This window comes from Demequina litoralis (genome assembly GCF_030418455.1).
Lineage (GTDB): Bacteria > Actinomycetota > Actinomycetes > Actinomycetales > Demequinaceae > Demequina > Demequina litoralis.
Genome location: NZ_JAUHPW010000002.1, coordinates 157,547 through 174,174, shown reverse-complemented (window position 1 = coordinate 174,174; position 16,628 = coordinate 157,547). Strand labels below are relative to the sequence as shown.

Here is a 16,628-nt window from a genome sequence, read left to right as displayed (position 1 = left end):
CTTTCGCTAAGGACGCAGGTGCGCGGGGCCGCTAGTCTGACCGCGTGACGACCGCACCTGACCTGTCCCAGCTCATCAAGTCCTACGACGTGCGCGGCATCGTGGGCGAGACGCTCACCGCCGAGGTGGCGACCGCCATCGGGGCGGCCTTCGCCGACGCGATCGTGCTCCCCGACGGCGAGACCACCGTCGCGATCGGCCACGACATGCGCGACAGCGGTCCCTGGCTCGCGGACGCCGTCGCCGCGGGGCTGACCTCGCGCGGCGTCGACGTGGTGCGCATCGGCCTGTGCTCGACGGACGGGCTGTACCACGCGTCCGGCGCGCTCGACATCCCCGGCGTGATGATCACCGCGAGCCACAACCCCGCCGCGTACAACGGCATGAAGCTGTGCCGCAGCCGCGCCCGCGCCGTGGGCGAGAACTCCGGCCTCGCGGACGTGCGGTCGCTGGCCTCGCGCTACCTGGTCGAGGCCCCGGCCGTCGCCGAGACGCCCGGCACCGAGACCACCCGCGAGATGGTGGGCGAGTACGGCGCGTTCCTGCGCTCGCTCGTGCCGCTCGACGGCATCCGTCCGCTCAAGGTCGTGGTCGACGCCGCGAACGCGATGGCCGGCTACACCGTCCCGGCGGTGCTCGGCACCGCGGCCGGCCTGCCGGAGCTGCCGCTCGAGATCATCCCGCTGTACTTCGAGCTCGACGGCACCTTCCCCAACCACGAGGCGAACCCGCTCGAGACCGAGAACCTGCGCGACCTCCAGGCCGCGGTCAGGGAGCACGGCGCGGACATCGGCCTCGCCTTCGACGGCGACGCCGACCGCTGCTTCGTCGTCGACGAGCGCGGCGAGGTGGTGACGCCGTCGGCGATCACGTGCCTCGTGGGCCTGCGCGAGACCGCCCGCGAGCTCGCGGCGGACCCGTCCGCCGAGCCGACCGTCATCCACAACCTCATCTCCTCGCGCGCCGTGCGCGAGCAGCTCGCCGCCGCCGGCGCCACCCCCGTGCGCTCGCGTGTGGGGCACAGCTTCATCAAGGCCGAGATGGCGCGCCTCAACGCGGTGTTCGGGGGCGAGCACAGCGCGCACTTCTACTTCCGCGACTTCTTCTACGCGGACTCCGGGATGCTCGCGGCGATGCACGTGCTCGCCGCGCTGGGCTCGCAGGACGGCCCGCTGTCCGGCATGATCGCGGCGCACGAGCCGTACACCGCCTCGGGCGAGATCAACTCGACCGTCGGCTCGGTGCCGGACGCCCTCGCGCGGGTCAAGGCCGCCTTCGTCACGGACGAGGTCTACTCGGACGAGTTCGACGGCCTCACCGTCGAGCACTGGCCCGCCCCCGGCGAGGGCGAGCGCTGGTGGTTCAACGTGCGCCCCTCGAACACCGAGCCGCTGCTGCGGCTCAACTCGGAGGCCGACGGCGGCGAGCTGATGGAGCGCATGCGGGACCAGGTCCTCGCCGTCATCCGGGAGGGCTGAATGTCGACCGAGGGCGGCACCAGGGCGGTCATCGCGGCGCTCAGCGCCAACCTCGGCATCGGCGTCACCAAGTTCGCGGCGTGGGGCCTCACCGGCGCATCGTCCATGCTCGCGGAGGCCATCCACTCGGTCGCCGACTCGGGCAACCAGCTGCTCCTGCTGCTCGGCGCGCGCAAGGCGCGGCGGGAGGCGACCCCCGAGCATCCGTTCGGCTTCGCGCGCTACCGGTACTTCTACGCCTTCATCGTCGCCGTCGTGCTGTTCAGCGTCGGCGGCCTGTTCGCGCTGTACGAGGCGTGGCACAAGTGGCAGCACCCCGAGGCGATCGAGTCGTGGCAGTGGGTGCCGGTCGTGGTGCTCGTGATCGCGATGGCGCTCGAGGGCATGTCCTTCCGCACCGCGATCATCGAGTCGAACAAGATCCGCGGCAACGTGGGGTGGGGGCGCTTCATCCAGCGGTCGCGCTCGCCCGAGCTGCCCGTGATCCTCCTCGAGGACTTCGGCGCGCTCATCGGCCTGGTGTTCGCGTTCTTCGGCGTGGTGATGACGCTGATCACCGACAACGGGCGCTGGGACGCGTTCGGCACCGCGATGATCGGCGTGCTGCTCGTGTCGATCGCGACGGTGCTCGCGCGCGAGACCCGCGAGATGCTGCTGGGCGAGTCGGCGACCGAGGAGGACCTCGCGAGGATCCGTGCGGCGCTCGCCGAGGGCGGGTACCCCGACGTGATCCACCTGCGCACCTCGCACCTGGGCCCGGAGGACATCCTCGTCGCGGTCAAGGTGGGCGCCGGGGCCGACGAGACGCTCGAGGTGATCGCCGCGCGCACCGACGCCGCCGAGGCGCTCATCCGGGAGGCCGTGCCCGCGGTGCGGCTCATCTTCATCGAGCCGGATGTGCGGCACGAGGCGGCGCGGGACGAGGGCGCGGTGCCCCCGGCCTGACCCGAGGCGACCGGCGGCGGCGCGCGGGGGATGGTAGAAATGACGATCGTGCCCGCGCAGGGCGCCGCCACCGTCCTCGGGAGAGCACCCGACGCGATCGCGGAGCCGCGCACGCGGGCGTCCCGAGCCTAGGAGACCCCATGATCGAGCACGTCGTCGCGGACCTGGCGCTGGCCGAGGCCGGCCGCAACCAGATCCGACTGGCCGAGCAGGAGATGCCGGGCCTCATGGCCCTGCGCGCCGAGTTCGGCGAGGCGCAGCCGCTCGCGGGCGCGCGCATCGCGGGCTCGCTGCACATGACCGTGCAGACCGCGGTGCTCATCGAGACCCTCACCGCGCTCGGCGCGGACGTCCGTTGGGCCTCGTGCAACATCTTCTCGACGCAGGACGAGGCCGCCGCCGCGATCGTCGTCGGCGCGGGCACGTACTCGGCGCCCGCCGGCGTCCCCGTCTTCGCGATCAAGGGCGAGACCATCCCCGAGTACTGGGAGTACACCGACAGCATCCTGCGCTGGGAGGGCCACGACGGCCCCACGATCATCCTCGACGACGGCGGCGACGCCACCCTGCTCGTGCACGAGGGCGCGCGCTTCGAGGCGGCCGGCGAGGTGCCCGCGCCGCTCGAGGAGGAGGACCCCGACTACAACCTCGAGGTCGAGTCGATGCGTGCCGTCATCCGCCGCTCGATCGCGACGGATCCCACGCGCTTCACGCGCATGGCGCAGGTGATCGTGGGCGTGTCCGAGGAGACCACCACCGGCGTGCACCGCCTCGAGGCGATGCACCGCCGCGGCGAGCTCCTGTTCCCGGCCATCAACGTCAACGACTCGGTCACCAAGTCGAAGTTCGACAACAAGTACGGCATCCGCCACTCGCTGCCCGACGGCATCAACCGCGCCACCGACGTCCTCATGGGCGGCAAGGTCGCTTTCGTGTGCGGCTACGGAGACGTCGGCAAGGGCGCCGCCGAGGCGCTGCGCGGCCAGGGCGCCCGCGTGGTCGTGTCCGAGGTCGACCCGATCTGTGCCCTCCAGGCCGCGATGGACGGCTACGAGGTCGCGCGCGTCGAGGACTACGTCGACCGCGCCGACTTCTTCATCACCACCACCGGCAACAAGGACATCCTCCGCGTCGAGCACATGGCCGCGATGAAGGACAAGGCCGTGGTCGGCAACGTCGGTCACTTCGACAACGAGATCGACATGACCGGCCTCGCGCGCTCGGGCGCGAAGCTCACGCCCATCAAGCCCCAGGTCGACGAGTGGGTGTTCCCCGACGGGCACTCGATCATCGTGCTGAGCGAGGGACGCCTGCTCAACCTCGGCAACGCGACCGGCCACCCCAGCTTCGTCATGAGCGCGTCCTTCACCAACCAGGTGATCGCGCAGATCGAGCTGTGGACCAGCATCGACGCGTACCCGCTGGGCGTGCACCGCCTGCCGAAGGAGCTCGACGAGAAGGTCGCGCGGCTGCACCTCGACGCGCTCGGCGTGCGCCTCACGGAGCTGTCGCAGTCCCAGGCCGACTACATCGGCGTGCCCGTCGAGGGCCCGTTCAAGCCGGACCACTACCGGTACTGAGCCCGCGTATCGTCCCGTCCCGGCGGGACGATGCGGCGGTCGCCGCGCCTCAGTCCGCGTCGGGGACGCCGAACGGCAGGCGGCGCAGCGCGTCGCCGTCGCGCTCGGCGCGGGCCATGCGCGCCTCCTCGATGCGCTGCTCGCGGTCGCGCCGCTCGACCAGCACGGCCGCGAGGAACGCCTCGGGGTGGGTGCCGGCGGGCGGGGGCGGGGAGACGTGCGTGGCGAACTGCTCGGACAGCCGCGTGCCGACCCGCACGCGCGAGGGCGCGTGCATGTCCGGCGCGCGCGAGAGGAACATGCGCGCGGTGAGCGCGAGCCCGTCGCCCAGCCGCGTGATGTCGGCGGTGCGGGCCCAGCCCTCGAGCCCGACCGGCATCGCCAGGCGTGGCAGGGCCCGCTTGGCGCCACGCGTGCGCATCGCGTAGGTGCCCGCGACGTAGTCGCCGATCCGCTTGCCGCGCGTGCCGAAGGCCGACACGGTCACGGCGAGCATCCCGAGCGTGCCGTAGAGCTCGAGGACGCCGAGCAGCGCGCGGGCGGCGGCGTGGCGGACGCTCACGGGTCCGCCGTCGTCGCGGACGATGCGCAGGCCGGCCGCCCAGCGCCCGAGCGAGCGGCCGCGGGTGAGGGTCTCGACGGTCATGGGCGCGAGCACGAGGCAGGCGACGGTCCACGTGATGACCACCGCGCGGGCCCACGCGTCGTTGAGGCTCGCGCCGGCCCGCTCGAGCATCGACATCCCCACGAACAGGACCGTGAAGGTCGCGGCCATGTCGATCGCGCCGGACAGCATGCGCAGCGGCACGGAGGCGGCGCCGGAGTCGAGCACCACGCCCTCGCCGATGAGGATCGCGTCCTCGTCCGTCATGCGTCCTCCCTGGGTGGGGCCTCCTGTGGCATCGTAGCGGCGTGGACATCGACTCCTTCGGCGCCGTGCGCGAGGCGCGCTGGGCGCGGCTCAAGGAGCTGTCGCGGTCGCGGCGCCTCACCGGCGCGGAGGCCGACGAGCTGACCCGGCTCTACCAGGCGACCGCGGGCGACCTCGCGGCGGTGCGCTCCGCCGCCCCCGAGCCGTCCGTGGTGTCGCGGCTGTCGGTGCTGCTCGCGTCGGCGCGCGTGTGGCTCACGGGCGCCCACACGGTGTCGACCCGGGACGCGCGCCGCTACCTCACGGTGGTGCTGCCCGCCGCGTTCCACCGGGTGCGCTGGTGGGGCGTCGGGGTCGCGCTCGCCGTCGTGCTGCTGGCCTCGGTGTCGGGCTGGTGGACGCTCACGCATCCCGAGTCGCTCGCGCTGATCGGCCCGCCCGAGACGCGCGCGCTCATCGCGGAGGAGGAGTTCGCGAGCTACTACACCGAGTACGACTCGACGTCCTTCTCCGCGACGGTGTGGACCAACAACGGCTGGCTCGCGGCGCAGTGCATCGCGTTCGGCATCACGGGCGTGTATCCGCTGTTCCTCATGTACAACACGGTGATCCAACTGGGGGTCGCGGGCGCGGTGATGGCCGAGGCGGGGGCGCTCGACGTGTTCTTCCAGCTCATCGCCCCGCACGGGCTGCTCGAGCTGTCCGCGGTGTTCGTGGCGGCGGGCGCCGGCCTGCGGCTGTTCTGGACGATGCTCGTGCCGGGTCCGCGCCCCCGCGCCCGGGCGCTCGCGGAGGAGGGGCGCGGCGCGATCGCGGTCGCGCTGGGCCTCGTCATCGCGCTGTTCGCGTCCGGGCTCATCGAGGGCTTCGTCACGGGATCCGCGATGCCGTGGTGGCTCAAGATCGCCATCGGCCTGATCGCGGTCGTCGCGTTCTGGATGTACGTGTTCGTGGCCGGCCGCGCGGCGGTGCGGGCGGGGGCCACGGGCGATGCCGAGGGCGACTTCGCGACGGATCAGGCGGCGCTCGCGGGCTGAGGCCGGCACGGCGCGGTCGAGCGGTGGCGCGGTGCTGTCGCGGCGCGGGCGGTGGGGCCCGCGAGGGCGACCCGGGTGGCGTGATCCGCTCCGGCTGACGCTCATCACCGTCGCGTGTTCAAGCGCCGGCTGAAACAGCCGGCCGGCCGGCGCGGCAGTATGCCGTTGACCAGGGATGTCGTCGGGGAGATGCGGGCTGTTTCAACGCAGGCTGACATTCGTGAGAGCGACGCGCACGACGGCGCGGCGCGCGCGTGGGAGGCGGCGCGACGGGTGGGGCCCGCCAGCCTGGCGGCGCGCCGGGGCAGGGTCGGGCGGCGCGCCGGAGCCACCGTGCCTCAGAGACGCCCGGCGGCCTTGAGCGCGAGGTACCGGTCGCAGACGGCGGGCGCGAGGTCGTCCGGCAGCGCGAGCACCACCTCGGCGCCGAGCTGGCGCAGCCGCGTCGCGACCGCCTCCCGCTCGAGCATCGCGCGTGAGGCGGCGCCCGCGTCGTAGACGGCGTCCGCGTCCGCGCGCCCCGCCATGAGCTCGCCGAGCTCGGGGTCCTCGACCGACCCGACCAGCACCTGGTGCCGCCGCTGCAGCGCCGCGACCGCCTCGAGCATCCCGGAGTCCATCGCGGACGTGTCGACCGTGGTGAGCAGCACCACGAGCGACCGCTGCGAGACGCGCGACTCGACCAGGCGCACGAGCGCCGGCCAGTCCGGCTCGAGCAGCGAGGGCTCGACGGCGGCCAGGGCGTCCGCGAGGGTCGCGACGATGCGCGATCCCGTCGACGCGGCGCGGGCCTGCTCCGCGCGGTCGAAGGCCGTCGCCTGGACGCGGTCGCCGGCGTGCGATGCGAGCGCGGCGAGCAGCAGCGCGGCCTCGATGGACGCGTCGAGGCGGGGCGCGTCCCCCACGCGGGCGGCCGAGAGCCGCGCGCTGTCCAGCGCGATCACCACGCGGCGGTCGCGCTCGGGACGGTACGTCCGCACCACCACCTCGCCGCGCCGTGCGGTGCCCCGCCAGTCGATGCTGCGGACGTCGTCGCCGATGACGTAGTCGCGCAGCGAGTCGAACTCCGCGCCCGCGCCCTTGAGGCGGACGGCGGTGCGGCCGTCGATCTCGCGCAGCCGCACGAGCCGCGACGGCAGGTGGCGGCGCGACGCGAACTCGGGCAGCACGCGCAGCCGGGCGGGCGCCTCCAGCGAGCGCTGCCGCCCGGCGAGACGCAGGGGCCCGAAGGTGCGGACCGTCACGGGCCCCGCGTGACGGTCGCCGCGACGGGTGGGCCGCAGCATCGTCCGGAACGTCGCCGTCTCGCCGGGCGCGAGCGCGAACGCGTGCCGGTCCCCGGAGGCGCCGGCGGACGGCTGCCATGCGTCCCTCACGGCGCCGCGCGCGCGGCGTCGTCCCACGTTCGCCACCGTCAGCCGGGTCGCGGTGGACTGCGTGAGCCGCACCGAGCCGGACGCCTCGCGGCGCACCCCGACCGCGTGCGTGGGGGGCGCCAGCCACACGTCGACGAGCGCCAGCACGACCACGCCGATCACCCACGCCCACGCGACGGTGCGCGACTGCGTCAGCGCCGCGGGGACCGCCCCGAGCGCCGCCAGCGCGACCGTCCAGCCCGTGATGTGCATGTCAGCGCGGCACCGCCACCGTCGCGAGCACCGAGGTGAGCACGGTCGCCGCGGTCACGCCCTCGAGCTCCGCCTCCGCGCGGATCCGCATGCGGTGCGCGAGGGTCCAGGTCGCCAGCGCCTTGACGTCGTCGGGGGAGACGTACGTGCGGCCGCGCATCCACGCCCACGCGCGGGACGTCTGCATGAGCGCGGTCGCGCCGCGGGGAGACACCCCGAGCGACACCGACGGCGCCTCGCGGGTCGCGCGGCACAGGTCGACGATGTAGCCGACCACGTCGTCCGAGATCTCGACCGTCGCGACCTCCTCGCGGGCGCGCTCGAGGTCCCCGATGGAGGCGACGGGGCCCACGCCCGCCGCGGCGAGGTCGCGCGGGTCGAAGCCCGAGGCGTGACGGCGCAGCACGTCCGCCTCCGCCTCGCGCGTGGGCAGCGGCACGGTGAGCTTGACCATGAAGCGGTCGAGCTGCGCCTCGGGCAGCGGGTACGTGCCCTCGTACTCGACCGGGTTCTGGGTGGCGATGACGAGGAACGGGTCCGGCAGCGCGCGGCCCTCGCCGTCGACCGTGACCTGGCGCTCCTCCATCGCCTCGAGCAGCGCGGACTGCGTCTTGGGCGGCGTGCGGTTGATCTCGTCGGCGAGCAGCAGGTTGGTGAACAACGGGCCCTCACGGAACGAGAACGCGGCCGTGCGGGCGTCGTACACGAGCGAGCCCGTGACGTCGCCCGGCATGAGGTCCGGCGTGAACTGGACGCGCTTGGTGTCGACGTCGAGCGACGCGGCGAGCGCGCGCACCAGCAGCGTCTTGGCGACGCCCGGCACGCCCTCGAGCAGCACGTGCCCGCGGCACAGCAGCGCGATCACCAGGCCCGTGACGATCTGGTCCTGGCCCACGACGGCCTTGCCCACCTCGGTGCGGAGCCGGCCGAGCGCGTCGCGCGCGTCCGCGGTCGCGGTGGACGATGCGGGGGTCCCGGCGGGCGCCTCGGCGGGCGTTCCCTCGGGCGGGGTGGTGTCGTTCACGGTCGGTGGACCTCGCTTTCCAGTGCGTCGAGCTCGGAGATCAGGGAGAGGAGCGCCGCGTCGTCGGCGGGCGGCGGGCCGTAGAGGAGGCGGTCGACGTCGGTCTCGGCGCGCCCCGTGGCGCGGGCGACGGCGCCGAGGAGGGCGTCGCGGCCGTCCGCGCGCCCCACGCCGAGGCGCCGGCCCATGCGCAGCGCCGCGGCGGCACGCAGCGACGCCGCCGAGCGGCCGGTGGCGCGTGCGCGGCGGTACAGGCGGGCGCGGCCCCGGGTGGCCTCGGAGGCGCGCACCTCGACCGGGAGGGGCTCGCGCACGAGCGCCCCGAAGCGGCGCGCGCGCCAGAACGCCGCGACCAGCACGGCGAGCGCGAGCGCGTAGAGCGCGGTGCCGGTGCCGGGCGGCAGGAAGTCGGGGGTCGCCTCGACCTCGGTGGGGACCTCGCCGCCGCCCGAGCCGACCCACGTGAGCAGGCTCGGATCGAACCCGTCCGCGACGTACCAGACGGCCTCGGGATGCGCGCCGATGCTGCGGATCGCGAGCGCGGCGTGGCCCGCGGAGTCGAGCCCCGCGTTCGTGAGGAGCTCCGCGGAGGCGATCGCGGTGACGGTGCGCGCGCCGTCGTCGGCCCGCGCGAAGGCCGCCAGCCCGGAGCGCTGCGTGAAGCACAGCTCGGCCGTGCCGCCGGTCGGCTCGAGCCCGAGCACGTCGACGCGCGCCGTCCCGGCGGCCAGGGCATCGGGGTCCGCGCAGCCCGCCTCCACGGTCTCGGGCAGGAGCACGGGCTCCTCGGTCGCCTCGATGCCGAGCGCGGCGAGCGCATCCCCGGACTCGCCGAGCAGCACCAGGTCGCCGGGGTAGTCGACGAGCGAGCGCAGCTGGCCGCCGGTGAGCAGCGACGCGTGGGCGATCACCACGGTGGTCGCGGCCGGGTCGCGCACCGCGGAGCGCGCGAGACGGTCCACCTGGCGCACCTCGACGCCGTGGGCGCGCAGGATCTGCGCGAGCGCGCGGGTGCCCGTGGGGGTCGAGTTCTCCGTCGACAGCGGCACGTAGTCGCCGGGCCGCGCCCCGATCACGAGCATCGCGACGAGCCCGAGCAGCAGCACCGCCGCGACGATGCCGAGCCGCCCGCGGCGCGCGCGGGCGCGCAGGCCCGGACCCCGCGCGGTGGTGACGAGGCCCTCCGGCGGGGACGGGGGCGCGGCGGCGGGCGCGGTCACGGCGCCTCCGCCGCGGCGAGCCGGGGTCGCGCGCCCGCGCACGCGCGCATCGTCTCGAGCACGTGCGCGTAGGTCGCCTCGGTCGCGGGCACGTGCCCGTAGCGGATCCCGTCGAACGCGTCGGCGTCCGTGCGCAGCCGCGAGGCGAGGGCCGGCAGCACCGCCGCGGCGCGTTCGGCCGCCTCCGCGGCGGTGAGGCCCGGGGTGAGCACGATGACGTCGCGCTCGGCGAGGTCGCGCACGAGCGCGCGGTACAGGTCGAGCGTGGCGGACTCCCAGTCGCCGGACGAGGCGGCGGCCCGGGCGGCCTCCGCCAGCGCGGCCGCGCCGCGCTCGTCCGCGAAGAGGCCCTCCTCGGCCGCGGCCCGCCGGTTGCGCCGCATCGGCCCCACCACGAGCCACAGCACGAGCGCGACCAGCGCGAGGCCGACCGCCACCGCGATCACCGTGCCGGTCGGGCCCGCCGCGCCGCTCACGCCGTCCCCGAGCCCCTCGAGGAGGTCGGAGAACCACCGCAGCACCCGCTCGAGCCACGACGTGCCGCCGTCGCGGTACTCGTCCTTCGCGAGCTCCTCGACCGCCCACCGGCGCGCGGTCTCCGCGTCCGGCGTGAGCGGCGGGGCGTCGAGGCTCACGCGCGGCGCGCCTCGGCCGCCTCGGCGAGCGTGAGGTCGAAGCCCTCGTGGCGGATGCGCAGGTCGATGAGCAGCAGCGCGAACAGCGAGCCCAGGTACGAGTAGGTGAGCACGTACGAGATCACGAGCGACAGGGCGAGCACGAGAGCGAACGCGATGCCCAGCACCACGAGGCTGTCGGGCGCGACGAGCGTGACGGCCATGGCGCCGAAGCCGCCCACCTGGTTGACCACGCTCGACACGAGCCCGATGAGCACGGTCGCCACGAGCACCACCAGCACCGACCACCAGAAGCGGCCCTTGAGCAGGCGGGCCGTCCGGCGGATCGCGTCGATCGCGCCGCGGCGCTCGAGCACGACGACCGGGCGCGCGATCCCGCCGACGAGGGTGACGAGGCCGCCCACCGGGATCGCGACGAGCGCGGCGACCAGCGCACCCAGCACGATGCCGGGGACGCTCTCGTTGGCCGCGCCGATCACGAGCGGGACGAACGCGAGCCCCATGCCGACGACGAGGGTGACGGTGGCGAGCAGGTAGAGCAGCAGCAGCGAGCCGATGCGAGGGCGCACGGCGCGCCACGCCTCGGCGAGCCGGATGCGCTCGCCGAGCGCGCCGCGGGCGACCCCCGGCGCGACCACGGCGCTCGAGAACACGTCGGCGAGCAGCGCCGCGACGATCGCGACGACGAAGACCGCGACGGTGGTGCCCGAGATCGCGTCGGCCTGCGAGGCCGGGTCCATGAGCGCGAGCGACGGGTCGGTGAACAGCAGCCACATCGAGGCGACCATGAGCACGGTCGCGCCGAGGGTGAGCAGGAGGGGCCCGCCCACGACGACGCCGCGGTTGTACCGCATCGCGCGGAAGGGCAGCCCGAGCAGGTCCCCGAAGCCGAGCGGACGCAGCGGCATGAAGCCCGGCTGCCACGAGGCCGCGGTGGGTGCCGCGGCCAGCGTCGCGGTGGCCGCCTGCGGCGGGGCCGGCGGGCCCGGCACGGCCTGCGGCGGGACGGGCGGCGCGGGCCACGACGCGGCGGGAGCGGGCGCGGGCATGGACGATGCGGGGGTCGCGTCCGTATCAGGGGTGACGGGCGTGGGAGCGGCCCAGCCGGCGCCCTCGTCGCGGTGGTCCATGGCATCCTCTCGCTGCGGTCCCGCCCATCCTGCCACGCGCTGCGAGGGCTCCGGGGGAGCCGTCGGCATAATGGGGGCATGACGGCGAAGATCCTGGTGGTCGACGATGATCCCGCAGTGGCCGAGATGCTCGGCATCGTGCTGCGCGGTGACGGGTTCGAGACGGTGTTCTGCGACCACGGAGACGAGGCGGTCGCGGCGTTCCGCGCGACCAACCCCGACGTGATCCTGCTCGATCTCATGCTGCCGGGGCGGTCCGGCATCGACATCTGCCGCGACATCCGCGCGGAGTCGGGCGTGCCGATCATCATGCTGACCGCGAAGTCGGAGACCGTCGACGTGGTGCTGGGCCTGGAGTCGGGCGCGGACGACTACGTGCCGAAGCCCTTCAAGCCGCGCGAGCTCATCGCCCGCGTGCGGGCGCGCCTGCGCCGCAACGACAACGCGACGCCCGCGGTCGTGCGGGTCGCCGACCTCGAGATCGACGTCACCGGCCACCGCGTGACCCGCGGCGGCGAGGTCATCCCGCTCACGCCGCTCGAGTTCGACGTGCTCGTCACGCTCGCGCGCAGCCCGGGCCAGGTGTTCACCCGCGAGGTGCTGCTCGAGGACGTGTGGGGCTACCGCCACGCGGCCGACACGCGCCTCGTCAACGTGCACATCCAGCGCCTGCGCGCCAAGGTCGAGCGGGACCCCGAGAACCCCGAGATCATCCTCACGGTGCGCGGCGTCGGCTACAAGGCGGGTGGCGTCGTGTCGTGAGGCTCACCCCTCGCTCCCTCTGGGCCAACCTGGCGAAGGGCCCGCGACGGGTGTGGCGCCGCTTCCGCGGCTCCCTGCTGCTGCGCGTCGTGGTCAGCACGATGGTGCTGGGCCTCGGCGCGGTGCTCGTCATCGGCGCGCTCGTCAGCACGCAGATCCGCGACGGGCTGGTCCAGACCCGCGTCGACCGCATCCTCGCGGAGACCGCGCGCGACGCGACCTCCGCCCAGGAGAACGTCGACGCCTCGACCGCCGAGAGCTCGGGCGACCTCCAGCAGCTCGTCTACGACCTGCTCGACGGGCTCGGCACGCTCGGCGGCAACTCGCGCGGCCTGGTGCCGCTGCGCGACCCCGCGAACAGCTCGGGCGTGCTGCTGTCGACGCCGGTGTCCGACACCGACCTCGTCGAGGTCATCACCCCCCAGATGCGCGACGCCGTCCAGTCGGGCGCCGCCCAGTCGTGGCAGTTCGTCGCGATGCCCGACACGGGAGAGCCGGGCGTCGTGGTCGGCGTGCCGTTCACCATCCGCGTCGCGGGCGAGTACGAGCTGTACTTCGTCTACTCGCTCGCCGACGAGCAGGCGACGCTGAGCCTCATCCAGCGCGTGCTCGCGGTCGGCGGCGTCGCGCTCATGGCGCTGCTCGGCGTGCTGACGTTCCAGGTGACGCGGCAGACCGTCCGCCCGGTGCGCCAGGCCGCGCGGGTGGCCTCGCGCCTCGCGGAGGGGATCCTGTCCGAGCGCATGACGGTGCGCGGCCAGGACGAGATGGCGACCCTCGCCCGCACGTTCAACGAGATGGCCGAGTCCCTCCAGCGCCAGATCACCCGCATGGAGGAGCTGTCGCGCCTCCAGCGCCGCTTCGTCTCCGACGTCTCGCACGAGCTCCGCACCCCGCTCACGACCATCCGGATGGCCTCCGACGTGCTGCACGATGCGCGCCCCGGCTTCCCGCCCGAGGTCGCCCGCTCCGCCGAGCTGCTCGACACGCAGATCGACCGCTTCGAGTCGCTGCTGTCCGACCTGCTCGAGATCTCCCGCATCGACGCCGGCGCCGCGCAGCTCGAGTTCGACGACATGTCGCTCGCGGACGTGGTGCGCGACCAGGTCGAGGCGATGGTGCCCGCGGCCCGCAGCCAGGGCGTCGAGCTGCGGCTGTGGGTCGCCAAGGGCGACCACGTCGCGTCGATGGACCGTCCCCGCGTGGCCCGCATCGTCCGCAACCTGCTGTCGAACGCGATCGAGCACGCGCAGCGCCGTCCCGTCGACATCGTGGTCGCGTCGACCAACCGGGCCGTCGCCGTCGTCGTCCGCGACTACGGCATCGGCCTCACCCCGCAGCAGGCGCAGCGGGTGTTCGACAGGTTCTGGCGCGCCGACTCGGCCCGCGCGCGCACCATGGGCGGCACCGGGCTGGGCCTCGCGATCGCGCGCGAGGACGCCCAGCTGCACGGCGGCAAGCTCGAGGCCTGGGGCCTGCCCGGCAAGGGCGCGAGCTTCCGGCTGCAGCTGCCCCGCACGTCCCGCGGGCTGGGTCAGCATCCGCCGCTGCCGCTCGTCATCGCGGAGCTCGATTACGGCACGATCGCGACGCGCATCCCGCTCGAGCCCGACCGCAGGGAGGTCGCCCCATGAGGCTGAGGATCGCGGCGGTGTGCGCCGGGGCCGCGCTCGCGCTGGGCGCGTGCGCGTCCATCCCTACCTCCGGCCCCGTCAACGAGGGCACCGGCGAGGTCGAGGGGGCCGAGCCCTTCGTGCCGTTCGCCGAGGGCCCCCAGATCGGCGACAGCGTCAACGCCATCGTGTCGGGCTTCATCCAGGCCACCGCGGCGGGCTTCGCCTCGGACTTCACGGTCGCCCGCGAGTACCTCACCGTGCCGGCCCGCGCGGACTGGGACCCGCTCGCGGAGGTCACCGTCTACGACTCCGGCGCGCTCACGCCCGACTACGACGAGGACGCCGGGCGCGTCGTCTACTCGGTGCCCGTCGCGGCCTGGATCGACGACGCGGGTCGCATGGTCGAGGCGCAGGCCGGGACCCAGACGCAGCTCGAGTTCCAGGTGTCGCGGGACGTCGGCGGCGAATGGCGCATCTCCGGCCTCGAGGACGGGTCGCTGCTCGCCGAGGCGACCTTCAACCGCGTGTTCCTGCCCGTGACGCTCGTCTTCGCGTCCGCCGACGGCTCGACCGTGGTGCCCGAGCTGCGCTGGCTGCCGTCGACCAACGTCGCGACCTGGGCCGCGCGCGAGCTCGTCGAGGGGCCCTCGCCGTGGCTGGCGAACGCCGTCACCACGGGCTTCCCGGCGGGTTCGGCGCTCGCGGTCGACTCCGTGGTCGTGACCGATGGGATCGCGAGGGTCCAGCTCGCGTCCGAGTCGGCGGGCAGCCCCGCCGAGCGCGCCCTCGCCGAGCAGCAGCTGCGGCTCACGCTGACGGCGCTGCCGGGCGTGAGGGAGGTCGAGGTCACGGTCGCCGGCGTGCCGCTCGTGTCGGACCCGGTCGAGACGCTGTCGCGCGGGCCCGTGCCCGAGGGGGTCGCCGCGGTCTTCATCGACGACCGGCTGGGCCTGTGGGACGGCGAGGACCTGTGGGTCGTGCGCGACGGCGTCGGGGCACTGCCCGCCGGCGCGGACGCGCTCGCCACCTCCTACACCGGCACCCGGGTCGCGTTCCGCGTGGGCGGCGACCGCATCGTCATCTCCGACGCGCTCGCCGGGGGCGTCGACACGCTCCTGGCGTACGACGACGCGGGCCGGGCGCGCGGCACCATGGAGGTCGCCACCGTGGTCGAGGGGCCGGACCTCGTCGCGCCGGCCTTCGACCGCTACGGCTGGCTGTGGACCGCGGAGTCCGTGGACCCGGAGGCCGTCATCGCGGTGTCCGAGGACGGCGACGCGATGCCGCTCGACGCGCGCTGGCTGGCCGGCCGCACCGTGCAGCAGATCGTGCCGTCGCGCGACGGCGCACGCGTGCTGGTGGTGTCACGGTCGGGCGCGCAGACGGTCGCGGAGGTCGCCGAGGTGGTGCGCTCCGAGACGGGAGAGCCGCTCAGCATCGGCGAGCCGCTGCAGATCGGCGCGAACATCGGCACCACGGTCGACGCCATCTGGGTGGACGACCTGTCGGTCGCGCTGCTGGGCTCCTCGAGCGGCGCCGAGACCGCGCCGCTGTGGATCGTCGCGGTCGGGGGCCGCACCACCGAGGACGCCGCCGTGTCCGACGCGGTCGCGATCTCCGCGCGCCACGGCGACCGGTCGATCACGCTGGTGTCGGAGGACGGCACCGTCCGCGAGCGCGCCGGCACGGGCTGGTCCGCGGTCGCCTCCGGGGTCGACGAGCTCGCGTACGCCGGCTGACGCGCGGGGGCGGTGTCCCCGGACCGGCCGGGTCCGGCCGCCGTCCCCGGCGGGCGGACGATGCGTGGGCGGCGCCGCTCGCCCCCCGTCATGCTGACGCGGTGGAGTATCCGGGGCCGGTCGCGCGTCTTGCGCGCCTCGTGGTGCCCGTCGCATGCCCCGGCTGCGGGCTCGTCGACGTGCGCTGGTGCGAGGGGTGCGAGGCGCCGTGGTGGGAGCCGCCGCTGCGATGCGAGACCGGCGCGCCCCGCCTCGACGCGCTCGACCCGCCCCTGCCGGTGTGGTCGGTCGCCGAGCTCGACGGACCGGTGCACGGGACGATCGCGGCGTGGAAGGACGCGGGCCGGCGCGATCTCGGCGCGCTGGTCGCCCCGGCGCTGAGGCGCGCCGCGGCCGCCGTCGCGCCCGCGCTGGCTGCCGCCCGCGCATCGTCCCCCGTGGCGGTGGTGCCGTGCCCGGCCCGGGCCGCGCACACCCGGCGGCGGGGCGTCGACCTGCCGCTGACGCTCGCCCGTGCCGCGGCCGCCGGGCTCGCGGACGCCGGGACGCCCGCGCGGGAGGTGGCCGCGCTGCTGCCCTCCCGCGGCGCGTCGCGCGGCGCAGGCGACCGCGGGCGCTGGCGGGCGGGACCGGCCCGCGTGCGGGTCGCGGTCGGACGTCTCGGCGGGCCGGTTCCGGCGCTCCTCGTCGACGACGTGGTCACGACGGGGGCCACGCTCGCGCGCGCCGCGGGCGCCCTCGCGGGCTCCCCGCTGGTGCCCGTCGGGGCGCTCGTGCTCGCATCCGCCCCGGCACCTGGGGAAGTGCTGAGAGTCCGTCCCGCGGGCGCCCCGAGCGCGCTAGGGTAGGAGGTCCAGGACGACGAAGAACGTCGGACACCTTCCAGGCGAGGAGGTGATGCACCAGGCGCGAGAAGCGCCGACCCCTTGCCCCTGGCCCCTGCGGGGCCCCAGCGACAGTGAA

Annotated in this window: 14 protein-coding genes; 8 read left to right on the top strand and 6 right to left on the bottom strand. The window is 74.8% G+C overall.

Annotated features, from left to right (window positions below; genetic code table 11):
* The first annotated feature begins 44 nt into the window (after positions 1-44).
* The 3 genes from QQX09_RS03455 (at position 45) to ahcY (ending at position 4,003) form a co-directional block, all read left to right on the top strand.
* Positions 45-1,478, top strand: a complete 1,434-nt coding sequence (locus tag QQX09_RS03455) for a phosphomannomutase/phosphoglucomutase (RefSeq protein ID WP_301131336.1) — start codon at positions 45-47, stop codon at positions 1,476-1,478.
* Positions 1,479-2,423 (top strand): cation diffusion facilitator family transporter, encoded by a 945-nt coding sequence (locus QQX09_RS03450; RefSeq protein WP_301131334.1) that lies wholly within the window; start codon positions 1,479-1,481, stop codon positions 2,421-2,423.
* Between the two features lie 140 nt (positions 2,424-2,563).
* A complete protein-coding gene (gene ahcY, locus QQX09_RS03445) occupies positions 2,564-4,003 on the top strand; it encodes an adenosylhomocysteinase (RefSeq protein WP_301131333.1) in 1,440 nt (479 codons plus the stop codon).
* A 49-nt stretch (positions 4,004-4,052) separates the two neighbouring features.
* On the opposite strand, the gene QQX09_RS03440 is transcribed toward ahcY, so the two are convergent.
* The gene (locus tag QQX09_RS03440) at positions 4,053-4,874 is read right to left on the bottom strand and encodes an RDD family protein (RefSeq protein WP_301131331.1); all 822 of its coding nucleotides are present in this window, start codon (positions 4,872-4,874) and stop codon (positions 4,053-4,055) included.
* Between the two features lie 41 nt (positions 4,875-4,915).
* Here QQX09_RS03440 and QQX09_RS03435 point away from each other — a divergent pair, with 41 nt between their 5' ends.
* Positions 4,916-5,911: a stage II sporulation protein M gene (locus QQX09_RS03435; protein WP_301131330.1), complete on the top strand. Its 996-nt coding sequence runs from the start codon at positions 4,916-4,918 to the stop codon at positions 5,909-5,911.
* Between the two features lie 338 nt (positions 5,912-6,249).
* On the opposite strand, the gene QQX09_RS03430 is transcribed toward QQX09_RS03435, so the two are convergent.
* Genes QQX09_RS03430 through QQX09_RS03410 form a run of 5 tightly spaced genes read right to left on the bottom strand, consistent with a single transcriptional unit; the run spans position 6,250 to position 11,548 of the window.
* Positions 6,250-7,539: a DUF58 domain-containing protein gene (locus tag QQX09_RS03430; RefSeq protein WP_301131329.1), complete on the bottom strand. Its 1,290-nt coding sequence runs from the start codon at positions 7,537-7,539 to the stop codon at positions 6,250-6,252.
* Position 7,540: 1 nt separating this feature from the next.
* A complete protein-coding gene (locus tag QQX09_RS03425) occupies positions 7,541-8,563 on the bottom strand; it encodes an AAA family ATPase (RefSeq protein WP_301131328.1) in 1,023 nt (340 codons plus the stop codon).
* On the bottom strand, positions 8,560-9,783 hold the full coding sequence (locus QQX09_RS03420; RefSeq protein ID WP_301131327.1) for a DUF4350 domain-containing protein: 1,224 nt from the start codon (positions 9,781-9,783) through the stop codon (positions 8,560-8,562). The genes QQX09_RS03425 and QQX09_RS03420 overlap by 4 nt, the downstream gene beginning before the upstream one ends.
* Entirely contained in the window at positions 9,780-10,418 is a 639-nt protein-coding gene (locus tag QQX09_RS03415) for a DUF4129 domain-containing protein (protein WP_301131325.1), read from the bottom strand. The genes QQX09_RS03420 and QQX09_RS03415 overlap by 4 nt, the downstream gene beginning before the upstream one ends.
* Positions 10,415-11,548 carry a hypothetical protein gene (locus tag QQX09_RS03410; protein WP_301131323.1) on the bottom strand — a complete coding sequence of 378 codons (1,134 nt, stop codon included), beginning with the start codon at positions 11,546-11,548 and terminating at the stop codon, positions 10,415-10,417. The genes QQX09_RS03415 and QQX09_RS03410 overlap by 4 nt, the downstream gene beginning before the upstream one ends.
* Before the next feature lie 78 nt (positions 11,549-11,626).
* On the opposite strand from QQX09_RS03410, the gene mtrA reads away from it, so the two are divergent.
* The 4 genes from mtrA to QQX09_RS03390 all read left to right on the top strand — a co-directional run bounded on the left by mtrA (position 11,627) and on the right by QQX09_RS03390 (position 16,513).
* On the top strand, positions 11,627-12,310 hold the full coding sequence (gene mtrA, locus QQX09_RS03405) for an MtrAB system response regulator MtrA (protein WP_062298662.1): 684 nt from the start codon (positions 11,627-11,629) through the stop codon (positions 12,308-12,310).
* A complete protein-coding gene (mtrB, locus tag QQX09_RS03400; RefSeq protein WP_301131321.1) occupies positions 12,307-13,944 on the top strand; it encodes an MtrAB system histidine kinase MtrB in 1,638 nt (545 codons plus the stop codon). The genes mtrA and mtrB overlap by 4 nt, the downstream gene beginning before the upstream one ends.
* A complete protein-coding gene (locus tag QQX09_RS03395) occupies positions 13,941-15,665 on the top strand; it encodes an LpqB family beta-propeller domain-containing protein (RefSeq protein ID WP_301131320.1) in 1,725 nt (574 codons plus the stop codon). The genes mtrB and QQX09_RS03395 overlap by 4 nt, the downstream gene beginning before the upstream one ends.
* Positions 15,666-15,766: 101 nt before the next feature.
* Entirely contained in the window at positions 15,767-16,513 is a 747-nt protein-coding gene (locus tag QQX09_RS03390; RefSeq protein WP_301131319.1) for a ComF family protein, read from the top strand.
* The last annotated feature ends 115 nt before the right edge of the window (positions 16,514-16,628 follow it).